Annotated in this window: 23 protein-coding genes; 10 read left to right on the forward strand and 13 right to left on the reverse strand. The window is 72.4% G+C overall.

Features of this window, described 5'->3' with window-relative positions; translation table 11 throughout:
* Positions 1-354 precede the first annotated feature (354 nt).
* From Prubr_RS27285 to Prubr_RS27315, 7 genes are all read left to right on the forward strand, one after another.
* Complete coding sequence (locus Prubr_RS27285; RefSeq protein WP_212817763.1) at positions 355-1149, forward strand: helix-turn-helix domain-containing protein; 795 nt, start codon at positions 355-357, stop codon at positions 1147-1149.
* A gap of 89 nt (positions 1150-1238) precedes the next feature.
* Positions 1239-2276, forward strand: a complete 1038-nt coding sequence (locus Prubr_RS27290) for a FecCD family ABC transporter permease (protein ID WP_246567711.1) — start codon at positions 1239-1241, stop codon at positions 2274-2276.
* The gene (locus tag Prubr_RS27295; protein ID WP_246567713.1) at positions 2273-3367 is read left to right on the forward strand and encodes a FecCD family ABC transporter permease; all 1095 of its coding nucleotides are present in this window, start codon (positions 2273-2275) and stop codon (positions 3365-3367) included. The genes Prubr_RS27290 and Prubr_RS27295 overlap by 4 nt, the downstream gene beginning before the upstream one ends.
* 1 nt (position 3368) lies before the next feature.
* Entirely contained in the window at positions 3369-4229 is an 861-nt protein-coding gene (locus Prubr_RS27300) for an ABC transporter ATP-binding protein (protein ID WP_212817764.1), read from the forward strand.
* Between the two features lie 32 nt (positions 4230-4261).
* Positions 4262-5281 (forward strand): ABC transporter substrate-binding protein, encoded by a 1020-nt coding sequence (locus tag Prubr_RS27305; RefSeq protein ID WP_212817765.1) that lies wholly within the window; start codon positions 4262-4264, stop codon positions 5279-5281.
* Between the two features lie 118 nt (positions 5282-5399).
* Positions 5400-7100 (forward strand): ABC transporter transmembrane domain-containing protein, encoded by a 1701-nt coding sequence (locus tag Prubr_RS27310; protein ID WP_212817766.1) that lies wholly within the window; start codon positions 5400-5402, stop codon positions 7098-7100.
* Complete coding sequence (locus tag Prubr_RS27315) at positions 7097-8812, forward strand: ABC transporter ATP-binding protein (RefSeq protein ID WP_212817767.1); 1716 nt, start codon at positions 7097-7099, stop codon at positions 8810-8812. Before Prubr_RS27310 ends, Prubr_RS27315 begins: the two co-directional genes overlap by 4 nt.
* A 287-nt stretch (positions 8813-9099) precedes the next feature.
* On the opposite strand, the gene Prubr_RS27320 is transcribed toward Prubr_RS27315, so the two are convergent.
* The 6 genes from Prubr_RS27320 to Prubr_RS27345 all read right to left on the reverse strand — a co-directional run bounded on the left by Prubr_RS27320 (position 9100) and on the right by Prubr_RS27345 (position 16022).
* Positions 9100-10404, reverse strand: a complete 1305-nt coding sequence (locus Prubr_RS27320) for a low temperature requirement protein A (protein WP_212817768.1) — start codon at positions 10402-10404, stop codon at positions 9100-9102.
* 768 nt (positions 10405-11172) lie between these two features.
* Positions 11173-12168 carry a hypothetical protein gene (locus tag Prubr_RS27325; protein WP_212817769.1) on the reverse strand — a complete coding sequence of 332 codons (996 nt, stop codon included), beginning with the start codon at positions 12166-12168 and terminating at the stop codon, positions 11173-11175.
* The gene (locus Prubr_RS27330; RefSeq protein WP_212817770.1) at positions 12165-12677 is read right to left on the reverse strand and encodes a sigma-70 family RNA polymerase sigma factor; all 513 of its coding nucleotides are present in this window, start codon (positions 12675-12677) and stop codon (positions 12165-12167) included. Before Prubr_RS27330 ends, Prubr_RS27325 begins: the two co-directional genes overlap by 4 nt.
* Positions 12678-12755: 78 nt before the next feature.
* A complete protein-coding gene (locus tag Prubr_RS27335; RefSeq protein WP_246567715.1) occupies positions 12756-14306 on the reverse strand; it encodes an ArnT family glycosyltransferase in 1551 nt (516 codons plus the stop codon).
* Positions 14307-14938: 632 nt separating this feature from the next.
* Positions 14939-15400 (reverse strand): hypothetical protein, encoded by a 462-nt coding sequence (locus Prubr_RS27340; RefSeq protein WP_212817771.1) that lies wholly within the window; start codon positions 15398-15400, stop codon positions 14939-14941.
* Positions 15401-15641: 241 nt separating this feature from the next.
* Complete coding sequence (locus Prubr_RS27345; protein WP_212817772.1) at positions 15642-16022, reverse strand: hypothetical protein; 381 nt, start codon at positions 16020-16022, stop codon at positions 15642-15644.
* Positions 16023-16289: 267 nt separating this feature from the next.
* On the opposite strand from Prubr_RS27345, the gene Prubr_RS27350 reads away from it, so the two are divergent.
* Positions 16290-16643 carry a hypothetical protein gene (locus Prubr_RS27350; RefSeq protein ID WP_212817773.1) on the forward strand — a complete coding sequence of 118 codons (354 nt, stop codon included), beginning with the start codon at positions 16290-16292 and terminating at the stop codon, positions 16641-16643.
* A 13-nt stretch (positions 16644-16656) separates the two neighbouring features.
* Positions 16657-16836 (forward strand): hypothetical protein, encoded by a 180-nt coding sequence (locus Prubr_RS27355; RefSeq protein ID WP_212817774.1) that lies wholly within the window; start codon positions 16657-16659, stop codon positions 16834-16836.
* A gap of 8 nt (positions 16837-16844) precedes the next feature.
* Here the strand turns inward: Prubr_RS27355 and Prubr_RS27360 are convergent, their stop codons facing one another.
* Positions 16845-17408: a nucleoside monophosphate kinase gene (locus Prubr_RS27360; protein ID WP_212817775.1), complete on the reverse strand. Its 564-nt coding sequence runs from the start codon at positions 17406-17408 to the stop codon at positions 16845-16847.
* A gap of 6 nt (positions 17409-17414) precedes the next feature.
* A complete protein-coding gene (locus Prubr_RS27365) occupies positions 17415-17681 on the reverse strand; it encodes a helix-turn-helix domain-containing protein (protein ID WP_212817776.1) in 267 nt (88 codons plus the stop codon).
* Between the two features lie 100 nt (positions 17682-17781).
* On the opposite strand from Prubr_RS27365, the gene map reads away from it, so the two are divergent.
* Positions 17782-18597 carry a type I methionyl aminopeptidase gene (gene map / locus Prubr_RS27370; protein WP_212817777.1) on the forward strand — a complete coding sequence of 272 codons (816 nt, stop codon included), beginning with the start codon at positions 17782-17784 and terminating at the stop codon, positions 18595-18597.
* Between the two features lie 6 nt (positions 18598-18603).
* Here map and Prubr_RS27375 read toward each other — a convergent pair whose 3' ends face one another.
* From Prubr_RS27375 to ccsA, 5 genes are read right to left on the reverse strand one after another with little or no spacing between them, the layout of a single operon-like run.
* Positions 18604-19485, reverse strand: coding sequence for a cytochrome c-type biogenesis protein CcmH (locus Prubr_RS27375; RefSeq protein WP_212817778.1), 882 nt, complete (start codon positions 19483-19485; stop codon positions 18604-18606).
* The gene (locus Prubr_RS27380; protein ID WP_212817779.1) at positions 19482-20033 is read right to left on the reverse strand and encodes a TlpA family protein disulfide reductase; all 552 of its coding nucleotides are present in this window, start codon (positions 20031-20033) and stop codon (positions 19482-19484) included. Before Prubr_RS27380 ends, Prubr_RS27375 begins: the two co-directional genes overlap by 4 nt.
* Positions 20030-21979, reverse strand: coding sequence for a heme lyase CcmF/NrfE family subunit (locus Prubr_RS27385; protein ID WP_212817780.1), 1950 nt, complete (start codon positions 21977-21979; stop codon positions 20030-20032). The genes Prubr_RS27380 and Prubr_RS27385 overlap by 4 nt, the downstream gene beginning before the upstream one ends.
* Entirely contained in the window at positions 21969-22385 is a 417-nt protein-coding gene (locus Prubr_RS27390) for a cytochrome c maturation protein CcmE (protein WP_212817781.1), read from the reverse strand. The genes Prubr_RS27385 and Prubr_RS27390 overlap by 11 nt, the downstream gene beginning before the upstream one ends.
* On the reverse strand, positions 22382-23155 hold the full coding sequence (gene ccsA / locus Prubr_RS27395) for a cytochrome c biogenesis protein CcsA (RefSeq protein WP_212817782.1): 774 nt from the start codon (positions 23153-23155) through the stop codon (positions 22382-22384). Before ccsA ends, Prubr_RS27390 begins: the two co-directional genes overlap by 4 nt.
* Positions 23156-23175 lie beyond the last annotated feature (20 nt).

Consider the following 23175-nt stretch of genomic DNA (forward strand, 5'->3'; position numbering starts at 1 on the left):
GGCTCGTACTTCCCGGTTGGGATCATATGTGACCGTCGGGGGAAACCCCTGCTCAGCGGGCGTCTCCGCGGGTGCGGGCGGGGGACCGGTCGGCCCGCCCGGCACCGACCCGGGGCAGGATGACCGGATGACCTCCCCGACCCCGGTCCTGGCTTCCGCCCCGGCGGAACACGCGGCGCCCGCCCCGGCGGAACACGCGGCGCCCGCCCGGCGGAACACGCGGCGCCCGCCCCGGCGGAACACGCGGCGCCCGCCCCGGCGGAACACGCGGCGCCCGCCCCGGCGGAACACGCGGCGCCCGCCCCGGCGGAACACGCGGCACCCGCCCCGGCGGAACACGCGGCACCCGCCGCGGTGGACCCCGGCGCCGCCCTCCCCGGGCCGGAGCCCGAGGCGGCCGACCGGCACGCCGAGTTCGTCATCGCCGGTGAGCGCGGCCTGCTGCCCCGGAGCATGGCGTGGGCACCCCACCGCCATTCCGTACACGAGCTGCTGTGGGTGCGGCGCGGGTCGATGTCGGTGACGGCCGGTCACCGGGTGTGGATGCTGCCGGCCGGGATCGGGGTGTGGATGCCGGCCGGCATCGTCCACGCCGGTACGGCGGCGGCCGGCTCGGACTTCCACGCCAGCTTCTTCACGCCGCGTACCGCCCGCCCGGGGCCGGTGGTGTGTTCGCCGGAGCCGGTGGCGCTGGAGATCACCCCGCTGCTGGAGGGGCTGTTGGAATACCTGCTCGCCGACGACCTGACGGCCGGGGCCCGGCAGCGGGCCGAGGCGGTCGTGTTCGACCTGCTGCGCCCGTCGCACCGGCCGTGGGGGTGGGTCGTTCCCGACGACCCGCGCATCGGCGACCTGGTCCGGGCGCTGATCGACGATCCGGGGGACCGCCGTTCGCTGCAGGAGTGGGCGGAGTCGGCCGGGCTCAGCAGCCGTACGTTGGCGCGGGCGTTCAGCGCCTCGGCGGGGGTGTCGTTCACCCGCTGGCGGTCGATGCTGCGGGTCTACCGGGCGCAGCAGTTGCTGGGCGAGGGGGTTTCGGTGGCGGACGTCGCCGAGGCTGTGGGGTACGACACGACGAGTGCGTTCATCGAGGCGTTCCGCGCTGTCGTCGGGCGCAGCCCGGGGTCCTATCGCAGCATGCTTGTCTGATCAGCCGTATTCGCTGGCGCCTGGCCGGGATTGCGACGCATCCCAGGACAACCCTAAGTTAGGCAAGGCAAACCTGGCTTGGAGGTCCGGTGACGATCAGTGCCGTCGTGAGCGACGTGCCGCGCGTACGGGGTGGCGCCCGCCGCGCCCTCGTGCTCGCCGGCGTCGCCGCCGCACTGCTCGCCCTGGTCGTCCTGAGCCTCTTCGTCGGCTCCGGAGACATCACCGCCGCGCAGAGCTGGCAGGCGCTGCGTGGCATCGACACCGACTCCCCGGCCGGGATCATCGTGCGCGACTACCGGGTACCCCGCACCGTCCTGGCGGTCCTCGTCGGCGCCGGACTCGGTGTCGCCGGCGCGGTCACCCAGGCGCTGACCCGCAACCCGCTGGCCGACCCCGGCATCCTCGGCGTCAACTCCGGCGCCTTCTTCTTCGTCGCCGTCGCGGCCGGCTTCCTCGGCGTCACCTCCATCGCCGGCTACGTCTGGTTCGCCCTGCTCGGCGCGATGGTCACCTCCATCCTCGTGTACGTCGTCGGCACCACCGGCCGCCAGGGCACGAACCCGATCAAGATCGTGCTGACCGGCGTCGCCGTCGGCGCGGTCTTCACCGGCATCAGCTACGGCATCACCCTCACCCGACCCGACGTCTTCGACCGGATCCGGTTCTGGCAGGCCGGCTCGCTGCAGGGCCGCCAACTCGACGTCGTCGTCGGAGTCGCCCCGTTCCTGCTGGTCGGCGTGCTGCTCGCGGTCATGCTCACCGCCGGACTCAACGCGCTCGCCCTCGGCGACGACGTCGCCCGGTCGCTCGGCACCCGGACCGTCGTCGTACGCGCCACCGGCTTCGTCGCGATCGCCCTGCTCTGCGGCGCGGCGACGGCTGCCGTCGGACCGCTGTCGTTCGTGGGCCTGATGGTGCCGCACGCGGTCCGGATGATCGCCGGCCCCGACCAGCGGCGCGTCGTCCCGCTCTGCGTCCTGACCGCCCCGGTGCTGATGCTCACCGCCGACATCGTCGGCCGGGTACTGCTCGACAACGAGGTGCCGGTCGGCATCGTCGTCGCCTTCCTCGGCGCCCCGCTGCTCATCTGGCTCGTCCGCCGCCCGCAGGGGAGGGCGCTGTGAGCGGGCCGGGCGAGGGCGCGGTGACCGCGCCCGCCACCGTCGGCGCGCCGCCGCTGTGGCCGCGCCGGATCCGGTTCCTGTCCCTCGGCGCCTCCCACCGGCTGCGCGTCGACACCCGCGTCCTCACCGTCGGCGCGATCCTCACGGTCGTGGCCGTCGGCGTCGCCGCCTGGTCGCTGACCGTCGGAGAGACCGAACTGTCGCCGGCCCAGATCTGGGCCGCACTGACCGGCCACGGCGAGACCGCCGTACGGCGCACCGTCGTCGAGTGGCGGCTGCCCCGCGTACTGATGGCGGTCCTCGGCGGCGCCGCCCTCGCGCTGAGCGGCGCCCTTTTCCAGACCCTGACCCGCAACCCGCTCGGCAGCCCCGACATCATCGGCTTCAACACCGGCGCGTACACCGGCGCGCTGCTGAGCACCGTCCTCGTCGGCGGCGCCTACTACGGCACAATCATCGGTGCGCTGGCCGGCGGGCTCGGCACCGGACTGCTCGTGTGGGCGCTCGCGATGCGCCGGGGCCTGCAGGGCTACCGACTGATCGTCGTCGGCATCGGGGTCGGCGCCCTGCTCGCCGCCGTCAACGCGTACCTGATGATCACCCTCAGCCTCGAACAGGCCGCCGCCGCGGCCATGTGGGGTGCCGGCTCACTGGACACCATGACCTGGCCGCAACTGGCCCCGGTCGCGGTCGCCCTGCTCGTCCTGACCCCGGTGACCGCCCTGCTCAGCCGCGGCATGGGGCTGCTGCCCCTCGGCGACGACGCCGCGATCGGCCGCGGCCTGTCCGCCGGCCGGCTGCGGGTGTGGCTGCTGCTCGTCGGAGTCACCCTCACCGCCGTCGTCACCGCCGTCGCCGGACCGATCTCCTTCGTCGCCCTGCTCGCCCCGCAACTCGCGGTCCGGCTGACCCGTACCCCGCGGCTCCCGCTGGCCTGCTCGGCCCTGATGGGCGCGGTGCTGCTGACCGTCAGCGACCTCGTCGCCCGGACCGTGATCGCCCCCACCCAGCTTCCCGTCGGCGTGGTCACCGTCGTACTCGGCGGCGGTTACCTCGTCTGGCTGCTCGCGGCCCGGACCCGAAAGGCCTGACATGGTCACCACCGAAGCCGGGACCGCCGCCGCCGCTCCCGTCCCCGTCGGCGTCGCCGACCAGGCCCGCCGCCTGGAGGTCACCGGCCTGCGGATCGGATACGACGCCCGCGTCGTCGTCGACGACCTCGACCTGACCGTCCCACCCCACTCGTTCTCGGTGATCGTCGGCCCCAACGCCTGCGGCAAGTCGACCCTGCTGCGCAGCCTGGCCCGGCTGCTCGCCCCGCAACGCGGAACCGTGCTCCTCGACGGCACCGACGTCCGCACGCTCGGCACCAAGGAACTCGCCCGCAAGGTCGGGCTGCTGCCGCAGAGCACCACCGCCCCGGAGGCGATCACCGTCGTCGACCTGGTCGCCCGCGGCCGCTACCCGCACCAGCGGCTCTTCCGCGCCTGGTCGGCGGCTGACGAGGCCGCCGTACGGTCCGCGCTGGAAGCGACCCGGCTGACCGGGCTGGCCGCCCGACCGGTCGACGAACTCTCCGGCGGCCAGCGCCAACGCGTCTGGATCGCCATGGTGCTCGCCCAGCAGACCCCGATCGTGCTGCTGGACGAACCGACGACGTTCCTCGACATCGCACACCAGATCGACGTGCTCGACCTGTGCCGGACCCTGCACCAGCAGGGCCGCACCCTGGTCGCCGTCCTGCACGACCTCAACCAGGCCGCCCGCTACGCCAGCCACCTCATCGCCATGAAGGACGGCGCCGTCGTCGCCCAGGGACCGCCCGCCGAGGTGGTCACCGCCGCACTCGTCGAAGAGGTCTTCGGGGTACGTGCCCGGATCCTCACCGACCCGGAAACCGGCACCCCGATCGTCGTCCCACTGGCCACCGGCGCCGTCATCGCCGAGTCCTGAGATCAACCCGCATCACTACGACAAGGAATCCCATGCGTCTCTCCCGTCCATTCCTGCGCTGGTCGGCGGCTGCCGCCGCCACGGCCGTACTCCTGGCCACCGGGGCCTGCTCCACCGGCGACGACGGCGGACCGGCCGGCGGCGAACTGCTCGGCTCGGTCGAGACCAACTACGGCCTGATCGAGATCCCGAAGCCCGCCGACGGCGACCTCAAGGTCGTCGCCCTCGGCTGGTCGGACGGGGAGGTCGCCCTCTCGCTCGGCGTCAAGCCGGTCGCCATCTACGACTGGCAGGACCACGGCGAGGCCAACAAGGGCGTCGGCCCCTGGGCCACCGCGGCCTTCGGGGACTCGACGCCGGCCCTCATCGAGCGCGGCGGCGAGACGCTCAACTACGAGCAGATCCAGTCCTTCGATCCCGACGTCATCCTCAACGCCCGCAGCGCGTTCGACGACCAGGCGTACGCCCGGCTCAGCCAGATCGCGCCGACCGTCTTCGCGCCCAAGGGCACCCCGGACTTCGCGCTCGACTGGCGTACCCACACCACGCTCATCGCCCAGGCCCTCGGCCGGGTCGAGCAGGGCCGGGCGCTGATCGCCGACCTCGACGCCACCTTCGCCAGGTACGTCGGCGAGAACCCGACCTTCCAGGGCGTCACCACCGTCGCCGGCTCGAAGTTCGGCGACGCGTACGGCGCCAACCTGCCCGGCGACGCCCGCTTCGACGTGTATGGGGCCCTCGGCTTCACCCTCAACCCGCCGGTGGCCGCGCTGCCGGCATCCGGCTTCTTCGCCCCGGTCTCCGTCGAGCAGGTGCCGACCATGGACGCCGACGTCGCCGTGCTGACCACGATCGGTTACCCGATCAGCGCCATCCAGCAGGATCCGCTGATCTCCTCGCTCGACGTCGTCAAGGACGGCCGGACCGTGTTCCTCGACCCGGAAGGCGAGGCGATGCAGGGCGCCACCGCCGGGACCGTCGCCGGCCTGAAGGTCGCGCTCGCCGCCGTCGTACCGCAGTTGCAGGCCGCCGTCGCCAAGCTCGACCGCTGAACCGCCCGGTCGCGGGCGCGCGTGCCGGCGCGCCCGCGACCGCCGCACACGAGGGAAAGCCGATGACCATCGCCACCTTCACCCCCACCGGTCACCGTCGAACGGGTCGGCCGGACAGGTGAGCGGACAGACCACCGCCGGCGGCCGCGCGCTCGTCACCGACGCACGACGCGAGAACCGTGGCCGCCTCCTCGCCTCGGCCGCCCTGTTCAGCGGACACCAGACCTGCGAAGCACTCGTCCCGGTCGCGATCGGCGTCGCCATCGACTCCGCCGTCGTCACCGGCCGCCACGACCTGCTCGCCGCCAGCCTCGTCGGACTCGCCGTCCTCTTCACCGCACTCATCCTCTGCTGGCGCTGGGCGGCCCGGCTCGGGCTGGGCGCTGTGCTCGACCGCGCCCACCGGCTGCGCCGCCGGCTCGGCCGCAGCATGCTCGACCTGTCCGACCCCACCCGCGCCCGCCCCGACGGCGAGCTGCACTCGATCGCCTCCTCCGACGCCGACCGTGCCGCCCGGCCCGTCGAATACACCAGCGGCCTGATCGCCGCCTCGACCGCCATCGTCGTGTCGTGCGTGATCCTGTTCGGCATCGACGTACGCCTCGGCGCACTCGTCCTCACCGTCGCCGTCGGCACCACCGTCGCCCTGAACCTGCTCTCCCCGACGATGACCCGGCGCAGCCACGACCAGCAGCACACCGCCGCCCAGGCGTCGGCGCTCGCCGCCGACCTCGTCGCCGGCCTGCGGGTGCTGCACGGCCTCGCCGCCCGCGACCACGCCATGACCCGCTACCGCGCCGCCAGCACCGCCGCCGCCGACGCCGCGATCCGGGCCGGCAACACCCTCGCGCTGCAACGCGCCGCCACCCTGGCCGCCGGCGGCCTCGTCCTGCTCGTCGCACTCCTGGCCGCCGGCGCGCTCGCCGTCGACGGGCAGATCACCGTCGGGGCACTCGTCGCCGCCGTCGGCGCCGCCCAGTTCCTCAGCGAACCGCTCACCATGCTCGGCACCCACCTGCAGTTCCGGGCCGGCACCCGGGCCAGCGCCGAACGGGTCGCCGCCGTCCTCGCCGAGAAGTCCACATCGGACGACGATTCAGCTGCGGCGGCCGACCGGTCCGGCCACGGCCCGCTCACCCTCGCCGCGGCCGGCACCTTCACCGCGGCACCCGGCGAGTTCGTCGGCGTCGTCGCCGACCCCGCCGACGCCACCGCCATCCTCGCCGCACTCACCCCCGGCACCGGCCCGACGCCGTTCACCGCCGAACTGTCCGGCGTACGACTCGACAAGCTCGACCGCGACGACCGGCGCCGCCTGGTCCACGTCGAACCGCACCGGGTCGACCTGTTCACCGGCACCCTGCATGACAACCTCACCCTCGGCGGCGACCCCGGCGACCTCGGCGCGGGATCCGGCGCCGGCGACCTCGGCGCCGCGCTGCGGGCCGCGGACGCCGACGAGTTCGTCACCGCCACCGCCGACACCCCGCTGCGCGACCGGGGTACCAACCTCTCCGGCGGCCAGCGCCAACGCCTCGCCCTGGCCCGTGCCCTGCACACCAACCCCGACCTGCTCGTCCTCGACCGGCCCACCACCGCCGTCGACTCGGTCACCGAACAGCGCATCGCCGACGGGATCCGCCGGCACCGGCACGGAAACGGCTCGCACTCGACCACCGTCGTACTGACCGCCAGCCCCACACTGCTGGACCGCACCGACCGCGTCGTCCTCGTCGTCGCCGGCCGGGTGGTCGCCACCGGTCGGCACCACGACCTGCTCCGCGACAACCCCGACTACCGCGAACGGGTACTGCGATGACCCGGCTACCGATCGCCGACGCCAGGACCGTACGCACCGGGCTGGTCCGCCAGATCCGGCGCCGCCCCGGCCCCACCCTTCTCGCCCTGGCTGTCACCGCCGCCGCCGCGGTCGCCGGCCTCGCCCCGGCCCGGATCATCGGCATCCTCGTCGACCGGGTCCTGGCCGGAACCACGTACGGCGAACTCGTCCGCCTCCTGATCTGGACCGCGGTCGCCCTCGCCGTCGGGGCGGTGCTGACCGGGCTGGCCGCCGCGCTCACCGTACGCGCCGGACAACTGCTGCTCGCCGCCGTACGCGAGGACGCGCTCGACGCCGCCCTGCACCTGTCCACCGAAACCGTGGAGGCAGCCGGCCGCGGCGACCTGCTCAGCCGGATCAGCGACGACGTCGGCATCGTCGCCGAAACCGTCACCAGCCTGCTCGCGGTCTGGGTGTCGTCGGCCGTCGCGATCCTGCTGACCGTCGCCGGCCTCGCCGCCCTCGACCCGTGGCTCGCCCTCGCCGGCTGCGCCACCATCCCGGTCTACATCCTCTCCCTGCGCTGGTATCTGCCCCGCGCCGCCCCGATCTACGCCGAACAGCGGGTCGCGTTCGCCGACCGGGCCGAGACGATCCTGTCGACCCTCAGCGGCCTCACCACCATCGGCACCTACCGCGCCGAACCGCGCTTCGTCTCCTCGATCGACGCGTCCTCGGAACGGGCCCGCGACATCTCCCGGCACGCCCTGTGGTTCGTCACCGGCTGGGTCAAGTGGCTCAACATCGCCGAACTCGTCGGCCTGTCCGCGATCATCGCGACCGGGTTCCCCCTCGTCGACGCCGGCGCGACCACGGCCGGCGCCGTCACCACCGCCGCGCTCTACTTTCACCGCCTCTTCGGACCGCTCGGCGTCGTCGTCATGAGCGTCGACGACATGCAGTCCGCCGCCGCCAGCCTGGCCCGCATCCTCGGCCTGAGCACGGTGCCCGACCGGACCCGCCAGCCCGCCGCACCGCCGCCCGCCGGCCCGGCCACCGTCGAGATCGGCGGCCTGCACCACGCGTACGACGCCAACCCGGTGCTGCACGACATCGACCTGCGCATCGAGGCGGGGGAGCGGGTCGCCCTCGTCGGCGCCAGCGGCGCGGGCAAGACCACCCTCGCCGGCATCGTCGCCGGCACCCTCACCCCCACCGCCGGCACCGTCGACGTACGCGACCCCGCCGGACAGCGGCCCCGGGTGATCCTGGTCGCCCAGGAACCCCACGTCTTCGCCGGTCCACTCTCGACAGACCTGCGCCTGGCCCGGCCCGAGGCCACCGACGCCGAGATCACCGACGCGCTGGCGCTCGTCGGCGCCGACGGCTGGGTACGACAACTGCCCGACGGCATCGACACCCGGATCGGCCCCGGCCACACCCAACTCGACGACGAACAACGCGCCCAGGTCGCCCTGGCCCGCGCCCACCTCGCCGCCCCGGCCCTGGTCATCCTCGACGAGGCCACCGCCGAATCCGGCAGCCACCATGCCGACGTGCTGGAACGCGCGGCGGAACGGGTCTGCGCCGGCCGGACCGCGCTGATCATCGCGCACCGGCTGGGGCAGGCCGCCCGCGCCGATCGGATCGTGGTGATGGAACACGGCCGGATCGTCGAGCAGGGCACCCACGCCGACCTGCTCGCCCGGGGCGGCCCGTACGCCCACCTCTGGGCAGCCTGGAAACCCTGACGGACTGCGGCACATGGTTGTTGTGTGCCGGTAGGACCGTACGCCTCCGGCCTGAGCTGCTGACGACTTGCGCGGGCAGGTTTTCCGAGTGGTGGGGTCGCGTCGGCCGGCAGCAGGCCACGACCGGGACTACGCCGACGCGCCCGACGACCCGGGCCGGCGTCGACGAGCGGGGCCGGGCGGTACGGGGTCGCGGTTACCGCGCCTCCGGCGGGGGCGCCCGGGCTCCGGGATGCCCCGGCCGCCGTCGGCGGGTCGCGGTCCGCGGGTGGGCGCGCCGGCCCGATCTAGGGGCCCTCTGGCCGAAGGTCCTCGGCTAGAGCGGCCTCGCGCAGTTCTTTACGCCGCCCGCCGGCGACAAGAACCTCCGTGATGACCAGGCTGACACAGACGGCCGCCAGCAGGCCGAGCGCTACCACCGCCGGAAGCTGGTCGGCGGCCGGGATGAGCGCCACCAGCAGCACTGCGATAATCAGTCGCGGCCAGATGATCCGTCTGAGCAGGCGCGTGATCCGCAGTTGGAAGCCGACGTGGGAGAGCAGGAACAGGGCTGCTCCACCGTAGAGGGCGTAGAGGCCCAGGCTCTCCAGATGCGCGGCCGAAGGGTGCAGTTCGTCGTCTTTGATGATCGTCACCACTTTGTGCAACCCAAGGGCGAGCAGCATGATGCCGGCGATCATCGGCAGGTGTAGGTAGCTGTAGGCGTCGCGGGCGTAGGCGACCCGGTGCTGGACGGAGTTCTGGATCAGTGTCCGCTCGGCGGCGATCGCGACGACGTCGAAGTAGATCCAGCCCAATGCGGCGGCGGTGACGATGGTGAAGACGAGGGCCGCGATGAGCGGTCCGGTCATCGGCACGCCGCTGCTGGTCAGGCCAACCGCTATGAGCGACTCGCCAAGGGCGACGAGCACGATGAGGCCATGCCGCTCCGCCCAGTGCCGGGCCGAGATGATGTGCCACCCCCACGACCGAATCACCAGGGCGGGGCCATAGTCGATGATGACGGCAAGCGTCCAGAGTCCGGTCTGGGTTGCGTTGATCAGCCACGGGTCGTGGAACAGTCGCTGCGGCACTACGGCGGCGGAGAACAGGAGGACGGAGGCGACAAACAGTGGCGCGGCGACCAGCAGGACGATGCGCGGCCTCGTGTCTGGAACGGCGTACCAGCGTAGCGCCAGATGCACCAGCCGAACGATCACGAAGCACGCGGCGAACACCACCGGGCCGGAGAAAGCTATGCTCCCGATGTCAGTGAATGCCTGCCGGACCGCTACCGCCATTACAAGAGTGACCACTGCCACGAACAGCAGCGCGATCCGGATCAGCCCGACCCGGGCTTGGAGGCTGTTGCCCAACCAGGCGTAAATGGACCACGTCGACCACAACAGGGCCAGCGCAAGCATCCCGTTCAGCACGCCGTGGGCGGTGAAGTCGTCCTCCATCAACGCGACGACCTGGATGAACGCGAGGACGAACACCAGATCGAAGAAGAGTTCCACGCTGGTTACGCCGACGCCCTCGCGTAGCGGTCGAATGCCGCGCGGCGAGGGCGCTGACCCGCCATCGGACGCACCGTTGTCCTCACTGACCACAGAGCAGAGTGTGGCAGCCGGCCACGCCGGAGATGCCCGAATCACTGATCGCAGCCGACACCGTCGCCGAGATCCGACGCCTGGACCGGCGATCAGCGCGGCCGGTGACGCGATCGAAGCCGCCGTCGCCTCTTCCGGCAGCACCCTGATTCGTACGCGCGATCTGCCCAGAGTTGCCCGCAGGCCAACGATCAGCCGCCGGAGGTGAGTGGGCATCCGAAGATCACTGCCGCCCTCTCGGGTGACGAACTCAGGGACAACCACAGCGTCAGGCGGTGGACATCCACGGACCTTGACGGACCGCCTTCGCAGGTGGGTGCCTACGCGTAGCAGGTCGGGACTTCGTGATCGTTCCCGGACACGGAAGCGGTCGGTGCTGAACTGCCCCTGTTGATCGTCGGTTTGGGGAGCTGCGGCCCACCCGCTACCCAGGTTGTTAGTCAACGCGTTTCGCTAGCTGAGCGTGTCCACCTGAGACGATCGCAGCATGACCAGCGCGGAAGGTGAGCCCTGTCCCGAGTGCGGGTACGCGCCGCAGCATCACCCAGGGCCGGACGATCGCGACCTCTCTAACTGGAGCCTGTACGCCGTCCTCGGCGAACTGCAGTACCTACTGCGACCTGGCTCGGATTCTGCCTCTCTGCCGTCAACTCGTCCCAACCTAACAAAGCACTACTGGGTCCCGCCGGGATGACGCGTTGTCCATGAACGCGGGCCGTGCGCGCCGCCCGAGTGGTGTGGGCGGCGCGCACGGTTAATGGTCGAGGGTCAGAACCTGCCGGCCCTGATGTCGGCGACCGTCACTCGGGAGACCTCGAAGGTCTCCGCAAAGGTGGTGTCCATGTCCGGGTAGGTCAGCACGGAACTGATCGGCACCCCGTTCTGGGCGTTGATCGTCAGCACGTGCTGGCTGTCGTCCCCCCACACCCTCGCGGTGATGGTCAGGGTGGGCTGCCCGCCGGTCGTCGAATCCACAACGGTGACATCGGGGATGGTGGAGATCAGGCGAAGCACGCCCGCCCGTACCTTCGGGTCGCCTCCCGCCGCGGAGAGCACGTCAACGCTGTTCACCCAGAGGTGGTTGTTGGCTGCGAGGCTCTCCCGGTCCTCATCGGTGCGCGGCGACGGGATTGTGATCCCCTTCTGCCGAAGGATTTCCGTTCGGTCCTGCCCGGCGCCGGTAGGGGGCTTTCCCCCGTCGTACACAGAATTGATCATTTGCTCCCTGGCTTTGGCGAGGTCACCGGTTGCCGCGTACCGCGCCGCCGCCACCCCACGGGTATGGAAGCCGTTGCCGAGGTTCTCACCACGAGCGACCACCCGGGGGAGTTCGCGCCTGGCCTCCGTGTAGTAGTACTCGCCGCCGTCGGTGTACAGGTGGTACCGGGTACGAGATGGCACGGTGCCCCGGCGAACCTCGACCTTCTCGATGATCAGCGACGCGTCACCCGGCAGCGAGGCGTTCTCCGCGGTGAGGCTGGTCGCCAGGGACACGAGCCTGATGTCGCCTGCCGGTGCCGTGGAGGCGGATCCGGCCTGATTGTCCGGGCCGGTCGGAGCCGAGGCCGTGCCGGATCCCGTGGCCATCGGCAGGGCCAGCGCGAGCGCGGCCACGGCCGCGACGCCACCACCGGCGGCCACGCCGAACACGTGGCGCTTGCGCCGCCGCGCCCGGCCGCGCTGCTCGATCGCCTCGACCGGACGATCCATCCGTACGTCGGAAAGGGTCTGCTTCACCGCGTCCCACACCTCATCGTCGTTCATGATCGAATCTCCTCACGGACTGCGGACGCGAGCTGCGCCCGCAGGGTTGCGGTGGCACGGGACAGATGGACGGCTACGGTTTGGGGGGAGATGTCCAACGCCGCAGCCACGGACCTGGTGTCCAGGTCGAGCCAGATACGTAACACGACCACCTCACGCTGCCGCCGCGGCAGCCGGCGAACGGCGGCCAGCAGGGCGTCGCTCGTGCCGACGTCGTCCTCGATGAGGTACGCCCGATCGTGGCCGTCGAGGGCCACCTCCCGCCGACGTCGCCGCCACCAGGACACCCGGATGTTGAGGGCGGTGCGCACCACCCACGCTGCCGGTGCCGGATGCTGGCGCACCCGCGGCCAGGAGGCCCAGGCTCGCGCGAACGCCTCAGCGACCAGATCCTCGGCCAGCGCGCGATCGCCCGTACCAGCTAGTACGGCACGCAGGCAGTTGTCCCGGAAGCGCTGATAGAAGTCCGCGAAGTCCTTCCGTTCTCGTTCCACACGGGGTTTACGCATCAGCGCCCCGATCCATTTACCCCGACGGAAGAAATTCCCCGTTGATCATGCGCCGTGTCCTCGACGAGATCCGCCGCATCAGCCCGCGTGGCGTACTTCAGCCTGCCAGATGTCGGCCCATGGCCGACGCAGCCCGGTGCAGAGCCAGATCGGGCCGCCGTTCTCGTCGTTGTCGACCTCGACCCGCTGGTCGACACGGCCGGCCAGACTGACGTCGGTGAACCACCTCCGCAGCTGGTCGGGGCGGTCCCAGCCGACGGCGATCACCACGTCGGCGTCGGCCGGCGGGCGGCCGAAGTCGGCCATGCTGTTGTGCCCGGAGTACGCCGGCGGCAGACCCCGCGCCGGGCCGTAGCGGGCGACGGCGCCGGCCTCGCCGTAGTTGCCGGTGAGGATCACCGCGCGCTGTCGCTGCTCGGCGGGAAGTGCCTGGTGTACGGCGGCGAGTGAGTCGGCGAACGCGGGCCAGCCGATCGTCTCGCCGGCGTCGTAGTTCACGTCGACAACGAAGCCGGGTAGCCGGTCTGCCGGCAGGGTGGGCAGCAGCAGCACGCCGTTCGGGGCGACGAAGAGGAGCGCACCCGCCACCAGCAGCGTCCGGCGCAGTATCCGAGCGCCGCGGTCGGCCCAGGCGGCGGTGACGACGGCGCCGGCGGCGGTGAGCACCAGCAGCAGCGGGGCGTCGTAGTAGCCCTTGCCCCCGGCGACCAGCACCACGCCGAGGACCACCAGCCAGGCCCAGGCCAGCGCCCGGTACGCCTGCCAGTGGGGCCGTCGCAGCAGCGCCACCAGGCCGGCGACCCAGATGGGCACGGCGTAGGGGCTGATGATGACGAACTGCAGGGCCAGTGCGTCGAGCCGCCCGCTGTAGGAGCTGTCGCCGCCGGAGATGGACGCGGCCACGGACAGCTGCGGGAAACCGTGCACGGCCTGCCAGACCAGAGTGGGTGCGGCGAGCAGCAGGGCGACGCCGAAGCCGGCGAGCACCCACCGGTCGCGCAGTAGCCGGCGGGGCCCGGCGATCGCCACCCCCGCGAGCAGGCCGACGCCCAGCAGCGCGGGCAGCAGCTTGTTGAGCATGCCGGCGCCGAGCACGAGCCCGATGCCGAGCGCCCAGCGGGTGTCGCCGGTCCGCAGCAACCGGACCGTGCACAGCGCCGCGGCCAGCCAGACGAGCATGTCGACGGTGGTGGTGCTGAGCAGGTGGCCGCCGGCCAGCACCAGGCCGGAGCTGCCGGCGAGGAACGCCGCGAAGGTCTGCGCACCCCGTTGCGCTCCGAACTCGCGGGCGAGCGCGGCCACGAGCAGCACGCACCCGCCGGCGATGAACGCCGACGGGGTACGCAGCGCCACCAGACTGCCGGGCGCCACGGCATCGACGAGCCGGGCCAGGGCCGGCACCAGCGGCCCCTGATCGACATAGCCCCAGTCGAGGTTCCGGCCGGCGATCAGGAAGTAGAGCTCGTCGCGGTGGTAGCCGTAGCGGCCGGAGAGGACCAGCAGGGTAGCGACCACGGCGCCCGCCACCAGCAGGGGCCCACGGGTGCGCGGCCCGCGGGTGGGTGGAGCGCCGGACGGTCCGGGCTCCTCACGGGGCGTACGGACCAGGCCGGCGACGGAATCGGCCACGTACCCATGGTGGCGGTCGGCGCCCCCGGCCGCCGCCCCCACCGTCCTGGCGGCGGTCACGGATCGGCAACGGTCCGGAGACGGAAAGCGGCCGGCGCTGAAGGCACCGGCCGCCGATGGTTCCGGGGCTGGAGTTGAGGTGGCTGTCGGACGGCCGGGTGCAGGTGGGACATGCAGAGTTCCTGTACGTCTTCAGGCGGCCCTGAACGGGCCGCACGCGCCGCCGCCACGGCGCGCGCCCGTCGCTCCGCTGGTGCTCCGGCTCCGATCACACAATACGCCCGGCGGCTGGCGCGGAGGGCGGGTAGCCCGCTGGGCCGTCACATGACGACAGGCCGTTTCCGGTGGGGTGGTGGGCCGGCAGCCGGCCGGGCCGCGCCGCTGGCACCCGCGCGGCGTGGGGAGGGCACACCGGGTCGCCGGCGCCTTGCGGGTCCGTGGGTGGTTGCGGTGGGAGCCATCTCGCCCGCCGTCGACCCGGGCGAGCCGAGCAGACCACCGCCCCGACCCGCCAGCGTCCGTACGAGCCGTCAAGGTCCGCTTGACGTGCCGGGCCGGGCGGCGGCCCGCTCCCCAGGAGGGCGGGTCGGCGGCAGACGGGATGGCGAGACTCCGCTGGCTGATCTATGCCCTCACCATTCGCGCCACTCGTCAGTAAGTTCGGTTCGCGCGATGTCGCGTCGGGCGGTGAGAGCTCTGACATCAATGCCCGTATCTGTGAGGACATCGTCGATGTACTGACACAGCTCCTCGCGCTCGTCCGTCTCGATCCTTTCGTGTTCCTCATCAATCGCGTTGAGAGCCATGACGACCCGCTCGACCGATGCGAAGACCTCGTCATCAGACGGTGACGGTATCGGCAGCGGCGGCATCCCTGGAAGCGCCTCTGGCCCAGATTGCGTGCCGCTCTTGGTCTGGGAGAGCGAGCGTATGTCTGCTTCGTAGGCGTCCAGAGCCGTATCGACAGCAGCGATGAATGCCTCTGGCCAGAGGTGTAGGGCGTAGGCGTCAACTTCAGCGAGGGTGCCTGCGGCGATGCGGCCCTTCTGGTCCCGTACCTTGCGGCCCCACTCCTCGGTAGGTCGTGTGATCATGGCGCGCAGCCTAGCGATGGCATCTGACGGCAGCCGAGTCGATCAGCGTAGGTGACGGCAGCGGTGCGGGAACGAGCCGTAAAGCGCGGCGCGTGAGTGACTAACTGGGTGACGACCGGGATCGACGTGGGCGGACAACCATGGACGCCGGTGGACCGTTCTTGCAGCTCACCTGTCATGGAGAGGCAGGTCGGGTGGTTGTGTTGGTTGCCCGGGGGCAAGGAGTCTGACAGGTGTGGGCTCACCGACCGGTTGGATAAGTGGCATCCAGTTGTGCCAGAAGCTCTGTTCTGCGGGCCGCGAACCCCGGCAGCCTGTCGTGCAACCGCTTTGCGAGTTCGGGGGCAGAGATGCTGCGGTCATTGGGGCGTCGGGCCGGATGGGCGGGTGCGACGGACTTGTTGACCATGGCTGCGAAGCCGTACACGTCTCCGAGTACGTCGGAGTCGATGACCAGCGGAAGATCGTCGTCAGCCGCCGCGAGCACCTTGGCGACCAGGTTGCGCAACGCTACGAGTGCGATGTCCGGGGCGACTGATGAGCGCAAATCGGTGCTTGCAAGGGCAGAGCGCATAAGGTCGGCAATGCTCTGACGCCTGTCCGCTCGGCCGAGTTCTGGCATGCGGGGGAGTGTACTGAGTTGCATGCTCGATCCGTCCCTGCCGAGGGGCGAGCAGAGGCCGCAGTGCGTCATCCAGGGCTCCAGTTTGGTCCGCGACCACGGCTCCAAGGACGACGACAGGGGTTTCGCGTGAGCGCGACCCCGCCAGCGCGTCCCTCTTGGCCGGCGGTGCCTCGTCCTGTCCATTCACGGCGAGCGGTACCAGGTTCGCGCCGTCCTCGTGGCACGAGAGGATCACATCCATTGTGCGGTCGGCACCCTACGCTGATGTTCGTGTCCCACTGGTCTCAGACCGCGCGTGCCGCCGAGGAACAGGGTGACTGGGACCGTGCCATCGTGGTGGTGAGTGCCGTCGCGGAGTGCTACAGCTCCGACTACGCGCGCCACGACGCACACCTCTGGCAAACAGACCCGCTTGCCCGCGCCGGTCGCCGTGTCGAGCTGGCGGCTCTCGGTCGACGTGACGTGCACGCACGAAGGCGGCTGAACCGGCTGCTGTTCGAGGAGGGGCGGGCCGAGGAACTGTGGCAGCGAGCGCGATCCGGGGATGGTGGAGCACGTCATCTCCTCGGCCGCCTGGTCGACGGTTGGGGTATCGGGCCGCGAGTAGCGGGTGAGTAGGTGATGTGGGTTGATGGAGACGATTGATGCGGTGATGCTGACCAGGCTTGCCGGGGAAGCTCGTGGTGATTCCGTCGGGGCGGCAACGCTCGCGCTTCTGGACCTTCTGGAGCGGTCACCCTCTGCGCGGTTCGATGTCGGGAAGCCGGTGGCGCGTGCACTGCTGGAAATCTGGAGCCATCAACACTCGTGACGTGGAAGCTAGCCGGCGAGGAGCGTACGGATCCGGTCGGCGACCTCCTCGGGCCCGCCGTACGCGCTCGTGTTCCGCAGGATCCCGCGTCGACGGTAATGTGCGCGCAGCGGCTCGGCCGTCTCCCGGTAGTCCGCGATCGATGCCGCTAACTGTGCCCGCCGTTCATCCGGTGGCCGGCCGGTGACAGTGGCCCAGTGGCTGACGTCGACTTCGTCCGGGGTGATCGTCAGTTCGACCGCCATCTCCGGCGGGTGTCCGCGTTCGGCCAGCAGTTCGGCCTGCTCGACCCGGCGGGGAAAGCCGGCCAGCACCCATCCGCTCTTCGCGTTCGACAGGGTCTCGGCGAGAAGGTCCACGATCAGCTCGTCCGGCACGAGGCGACCGCCGTTCATGTGCTGAAGCGCGACCAACCCCTGTGGGGTGCGGTGCTGCACGTGCCGGCGAAACAGGTTGCCCGGGCTGACCGGTCGCAGGCCGAGTTGGCCGGCCAGGATTTCCGCCGGTGAGTGGACGTCCGCTCCCGGAGCGCGGATCAGGGCGATCCGCCGGACGTCCGGGGCGATTGCCAATGCTCGTCAGCTGGTCAGGCGCAGTGGCGAGCGTTCGCGCCACACCGCGGCGACCTCGTCCAGGGAGAGGCCGAGCACCTCGCTGAGCGCCACGATCGTGCCGAAGGCCGGCGACGGAAGCCGGCCCGTCTCGATCTTGCGGAGGGTTTCCGGTGAGATTCCGGCGGCGAGGGCGACCTCGTTGAGTCCGGCGCCGCCGCGCGCCCGGCGCAGCAGGGAGCCGAGCCTTCGGCCGGCCTCGATCTGCTCGGGTGTCAGCGGGTTGCGAACCACGACGTCACTGTACCTCTGGGGGTCGAAGGGGCCGGTTGCGTGCCACGGGTGAACCATGGTTCGGTATTATAATACCGACAGGTCACCGGAGGAGAGTTTCATGATCCACATAAAGAGCCCGCAGGAGATCGAGCAGATGCGTCCGGCGGGACAGTTCGTCGCGCAGGCCCTTGCTGACCTGCGCAGCCGGGCCGCCGTCGGGGTCAACCTGATGGACCTCGAACACCACGCCCGGAAGCTTATCCGCGAGCGCGGCGCGACCTCCTGCTACTGGGACTACGCCCCGTCCTTCGGCAACGGCCCGTTCCGCCACGTCGTCTGCCTGTCGGTGAACGACGCCGTACTCCACGGGCTGCCCAAGAAGTACGCGCTGCGCGACGGCGACCTGCTCAGCATCGACTTCGCCGTCTCGGTCGACGGGTGGGTCGGCGACGCCGCCGTCAGTCTCGTCGTCGGCACCCCGGCCGACGAGGATCTCCGGCTCATCCGGGCCACCGAGGAGGCCCTTGAAGCCGGGATCGCCGCCGCGCGGCCGGACAACCGGATCGGCGACGTCTCCGCCGCCGTCGCCGCCGTGGCGGCCAGCTACGGCTATCCGGTCAACGACGAGTTCGGCGGGCACGGCGTCGGCCGGACCATGCACGAGGGACCGCACGTCTCCAACACCGGGCGCGCCGGGCGCGGCTACCGGATCCGGCCGGGACTGGTCTTCTCGATCGAGCCGTGGTTCGCCCGCACGACCGACCGGGTCGTGTACGACCCCGACGGCTGGACCATCCGGTCGGCGGACGGCTCCCGCACCGCCCACTCCGAGCACACGATCGCGATCACCGAGGACGGGCCGGTCGTCCTGACCCGGCTCGCCGACGACGCGATCAAGCCTGCCCCGGCACCCGAGGCGGCGGCCCGGGGATAGCCGTCGTCACCCGTCCGGGGCCAGGAGCCGGCGGATCTCGCCGGCCGCCGGATGGTCCGGGGCGGCGTCGAGGAACCGCCGCAACGTCTCCGGCGCCCGGTCCGGGCTGGTCTCCCGCTGGGCCAGGCCGAGCACGAGCAGCGCCTCGGGCAGGTCGGGCGCGCCGGCCAGCACCTGCCGGGCCTCCCGTTCCGCGTCGGCCGGGGCGCCGGCGCGGACCAGGGTGAAGGCCAGCCGCAGCCGGACGTCCGCCGCCGGATGCGTCTCCAGCGCCTGCCGGTACATCCGCGCGGCGTCGTCGTACCGGCCCTGCTGTTCCAGGTCACGGGCCAGCAGCACGGCGACGGCGGCCGGGTCCGGCGAGCCGCCGTCGTCGGCCGGCCGGTCGACCCGGGCCGCGCCGAACGCGACCGCGCCGACCATGGCGACCAGGCCGAGGGCGCCGAGCCGCCAGGTGGTCCGGCGTCCCGGCCCGCCGGCCCGCTGGACCGGGACGCCCGACCGGCCGCCCGCCGGCCGCAGCGTGCGTACGGCCGCGTAACCGGTGCCGAGCAGCACCAGCGCCGGTACGCCCCACAGCAGCAGCCCCGGCCCGCGCGGCGGCGGGTCGGCGAGCACCTCGTCGCCGTACCGTTCGGTGAACCAGTGCCGGATCTCGTCCGGGGTCCGGCCCTGGGCGAGTTGGTCGGCGACCACCTGCCGCATCGCGGCGGCGACCGGTGAACTGGAGTCGGCGACCGATTCGCCCTGGCACGAGGGGCAGCGCAGGCCGGCGGCGATCGACCGGGCCGGGTCGTCGCCACCGGGACCCGACCGGAGCAGTGCGACGCCGGCGGCGACGGCCAGCAGCACCAGGACCGCGACGGTCAGGGCGCGGCGCGGGTTCATCCGGCCAGCAGCGGCCCGACCCGCTGCTCCAGCCACTGCCGGGTCACCTCGCCCCGGATCCGGTCGGCGATCCGGCCGTCGCGGTCCACGACGAAGGTCTCCGGCACACCCCGGGCGCCCCAACCGACGGCGAGTGTGCCGTCCGGGTCGGGGAGCACCGTCATCGACTCGGTGCCGGTCTCCTTCAACAGCGCCCGTACGGCCGCGGTGCCGTCCTTCACGTTGAGCCCGACCAGCCGTACGCCCTGCGCCGACCACTGCCGTTCGGCGTCGACGAGCAGCGGCAGTTCGCGCCGGCACGGCCCGCACCACGAGGCGAAGACGTTGACCAGCAGCACCCGGCCCCGGCTGTCGGCGAGGTCGAAGTGGCCGCCGTCGAGGGTCGGGCCGGCCAGCGCGGGGGCCGGGGTGCCGGCCGCCGGGTCCGGCGCCGGACCCGCCGCCCGGTGCAGCCCGAGCGCGAACACGACGCCGAGGACGGCGGTCACCAGCAGGGTCGCCGCCGGCAACGGCCGCCGCAGCCCGGACGTCAGGCCACGCCCGGTCATGCCGGGGTCCGTTCGACGGGCGCCGGGGCCGCCGCCGGTCGGGGACCGGGCGTCGGCCGTACGCCGCGCCGCCGGCGGGCCGCGCCGGCCATCGCGACCACGCCGCCGACCGTCGTCAGCAGCCCGCCGGCCCAGAGCAGGCCGACGAGCGGGTTGACGGCGAGCCGTACGGTCGCGCTTCCGCTGTCGGCCGCGACGGCGATCAACGTGACGTAGCTGTCCCGCAGCGGGTCCGACACCACCTCGGGCACGGTGACGGCGGTGTCCCGGGCGGGGTAGTACCGCAGGACCGGGTCGACCGACCGTTCCCGCCCGGCGGCCGTGACGAGCCGCAGGCGGGCGTCGACCTCCATGACTCCCGCGTCGGAGGCACGGCGGATCTCGACGAGCTGCACCGACGTGGCACCGAGCCGCACCGTCTCGCCGACCCGCAGCTCCCGCTCGACGCTGCCGCTGTAGGCCGCCGAGCCGGCCACCCCGAGCGCGACGAGGGCGATGCCGGCATGCGCGAGCAGCCCGCCGACGCCGGCCGGCCGGGGCCGGCGGCGGAGCCGTCGGACGAGTTCGCCGGCGAGCCCGGTGAGGACGAACGCGGCGGCGGCGAAGGCGGCCAGCGCCGGCAGGCCGGGGCGGCTGAGGGTGCCGGTGACGGCGACGGTGGCCAGCGCGGCCCCGGCCGGCACCGCCAGCCGCCGCAGCCGACCGGCCGCGCCGCCCGCCGCCCGCAGGACCGGGGCCACGCCCATTACCAGCAGCAGTACGACGGCCAGCGGCACGGCGGTGCGGTGGTAGTACGCCGGCCCGACCGCGGTCCGTGGCCCGCCGAGCGCGTCGGACAGCAGCGGGAAGACGGTGCCGATCAGCACCATCGCGGTGATGGTGAGCAGGACGACGGCGTTGGCCAGCACCGCCGTGGCGGTCGACAGTGGCGCGGTCGGTCCCCGTACCGGTCGTGCGGTGCCGCGCCATCCGAAGAGGACGGTCGGTCCGACGACGGCGAGCAGGACGGCGCCGAGCAGCATCGGTCCGAGCGGGGAGTCGGTGAACGCGTGGACGCTGGTGACCGCCCCGGACCGGGTCAGGAACGTGCCGAGCAGCACCAGTACGAAGCTGGCGCAGGCCAGCAGCACGTTCCAGGTGGCGTGTGCGGCGGGCCGGCGCAGCGAGGTGTGCAGGAACGCCGTCGCGGTCAGCCACGGCAGCAGCGAGGCGTTCTCGACCGGATCCCAGACCCAGTAGCCGCCCCAGCCCAGCACCGTGTACGACCACCAGGCGCCGAGCCCGATGCCGGCGGTCAGCGCCACCCAGGCGAACAGCGTCCACGGCCGGACGATCCGCAGCCAGTCGTGCGCGGTACGGCCGGTGAGCAGCGCGGCGACCGCGAACCCGAACGGCACGACCAGCCCGATGTAACCGGCGTACAGCAGCGGGGGGTGCAGCCCCATCGCCGGGTGCTGCTGGAGCAGCGGGTTGGGGCCGGGCCCGTCCGGCGGGACCGGGAACACCGCGCCGAACGGGTTCGCCGCGAAGTACGTCAACGCGAAGAAGAAGACGCCGACCGCGCCCACCACCACCATCGCGTACGCGTGCAGCCGGGGCGGGTAGCGGTCCGCGCGGCGGGCCAGCCACCACGTATATCCACAGTGGATGAGCAGCCAGAGCAGCAGCGACCCCTCCAGGCCCGCCCACAGCCCGGTGACGGTGTAGTACAGCGGTACGTCCCGGCCGCCGTTCTCGGCCACGAACCGCACGCTGAAGTCGTGCCGCAGCAGCGCCCACTCCAGCAGCGCCACGCCGGCGACCGCGGCGGCCAGCGTCGCCGTGGTCGCCAGCCGCGCCGGCCGGCTCGATCCACCGAACAGCGCGGTACGCAGCCAGAGCAGGGCGGACAGGGTGGCACCGAGCATCCCGGCGGCGAGGATTCCGGTACCGGCCTCAGCGAGCACCGCCGGCCTCCGGGGCGAGGGGCCCGGGGGAGGGGCCGTACTCGTTGCCGTGCTGAACGACCACCCGGTCGGACTCGAACACGCCGGTGGCCGACAGGCGGCCCTCGACGATCGCCCCCTGCCCCTCGCGGAACGTCTCCGGCGGCATGCCGCGCTGGGTCACCGTGATCTCGTGGCCGTCGCCGCCGAGCCGGAACGTGACCAGGTCGCCGCTGCGGCGTACCGAGCCGGGGACGACCTCGCCGCCGAGCCGGGTCGGCCGCCGTCCCGCGTCGGGGTCGTCGAGCACCTCGCCCGGGGTGCGGTAGTAGGTGAGCGTGTCCTGCAACGCGCCCGTGACCAGCACGCCGCCGGCGGCGAGAACCACCGCCACGACGGCGATCCGGCCGACCCGCCGCCGGATCATCCGGCCCCGACCCGGGTCCGGTCCGCCGCCCGCTCCGCGCCGGGCCGGCGTTCCAACACGACGAGCCGGCGTTCCAGCACCACCACCCGGTGGACCAGGACACAGAACGCCCAGACCGTGACGGCGCCGACCGCCAGCAGCAGCGCCGCGCCCATCCGCGGGTCGATCGGCGGGCGCTCCGGGGCGAGCACCGTCGCCGGCTGGTGCAGCGAACGCCACCAGACCACGGAGAAGTGCACGACCGGCACCAGCAGGAAAGCGACGATGCCGGCGTACGCGGCCGGCCGCGCCACGGCGTGGTCGGCGCCGTCCGGTCCGCCGGTCCGTTCGGCGGCCAGCCGCCGCAGCCCGAGATAGCCGGCGTACGCGAGCAGCAGCAGGACGGTGCTGACCAGGCGGGGGTCCCACGCCCACCAGGTGCCCCACACCAGGTGACCCCAGAGCGCGCCGGTGCCGATCGTGACCGCCGTCAGCACCACCCCGATCTCGGCGGCGCACCGCGCGAACCGGTCCCAGCGCAGGTTTCCGCCGATCAGGTACGTCCCGCTGGCCAACAGGACGACCGCGAACGCCGTGTACGCCACCCAGGCGGCCGGCACGTGCAGGTACATCAGCCGCTGCGCCGGCCCCTGCCACCCGTCGACGGGTGCCACCACGATCCCGGTGACCGCCGCGGCGGCCGACAGTCCACAAGCGAGCCACAGCGCGGACCGGCGCCCGGCACGGGCCCGGCCGGTGTCCGAGACGAGGTTGATACCGGGCCTTCCCATGATCTTTCCCTGTCCGCGCC

The sequence above is a fragment of the Polymorphospora rubra genome, assembly GCF_018324255.1.
Classification (GTDB): Bacteria; Actinomycetota; Actinomycetes; order Mycobacteriales; family Micromonosporaceae; genus Polymorphospora; species Polymorphospora rubra.

Excerpts from the sequence above, each read along its gene's own strand:
- Prubr_RS27375 (WP_212817778.1), bottom strand. The coding sequence starts at position 19,485 with ATGAACCCGCGCCGCGCCCTGACCGTCGCGGTCCTGGTGCTGCTGGCC.
- Prubr_RS27355 (WP_212817774.1), top strand. The coding sequence starts at position 16,657 with ATGGAGACGATTGATGCGGTGATGCTGACCAGGCTTGCCGGGGAAGCT.
- Prubr_RS27340 (WP_212817771.1), bottom strand. The coding sequence starts at position 15,400 with ATGATCACACGACCTACCGAGGAGTGGGGCCGCAAGGTACGGGACCAG.
- Prubr_RS27345 (WP_212817772.1), bottom strand. The coding sequence starts at position 16,022 with ATGCCAGAACTCGGCCGAGCGGACAGGCGTCAGAGCATTGCCGACCTT.
- Prubr_RS27315 (WP_212817767.1), top strand. The coding sequence starts at position 7,097 with ATGACCCGGCTACCGATCGCCGACGCCAGGACCGTACGCACCGGGCTG.
- ccsA (WP_212817782.1), bottom strand. The coding sequence starts at position 23,155 with ATGGGAAGGCCCGGTATCAACCTCGTCTCGGACACCGGCCGGGCCCGT.
- Prubr_RS27325 (WP_212817769.1), bottom strand. The coding sequence starts at position 12,168 with ATGAACGACGATGAGGTGTGGGACGCGGTGAAGCAGACCCTTTCCGAC.
- Prubr_RS27350 (WP_212817773.1), top strand. The coding sequence starts at position 16,290 with ATGTTCGTGTCCCACTGGTCTCAGACCGCGCGTGCCGCCGAGGAACAG.
- Prubr_RS27300 (WP_212817764.1), top strand. The coding sequence starts at position 3,369 with ATGGTCACCACCGAAGCCGGGACCGCCGCCGCCGCTCCCGTCCCCGTC.
- Prubr_RS27305 (WP_212817765.1), top strand. The coding sequence starts at position 4,262 with ATGCGTCTCTCCCGTCCATTCCTGCGCTGGTCGGCGGCTGCCGCCGCC.
- Prubr_RS27390 (WP_212817781.1), bottom strand. The coding sequence starts at position 22,385 with ATGATCCGGCGGCGGGTCGGCCGGATCGCCGTCGTGGCGGTGGTTCTC.
- Prubr_RS27330 (WP_212817770.1), bottom strand. The coding sequence starts at position 12,677 with ATGCGTAAACCCCGTGTGGAACGAGAACGGAAGGACTTCGCGGACTTC.
- Prubr_RS27380 (WP_212817779.1), bottom strand. The coding sequence starts at position 20,033 with ATGACCGGGCGTGGCCTGACGTCCGGGCTGCGGCGGCCGTTGCCGGCG.
- map (WP_212817777.1), top strand. The coding sequence starts at position 17,782 with ATGATCCACATAAAGAGCCCGCAGGAGATCGAGCAGATGCGTCCGGCG.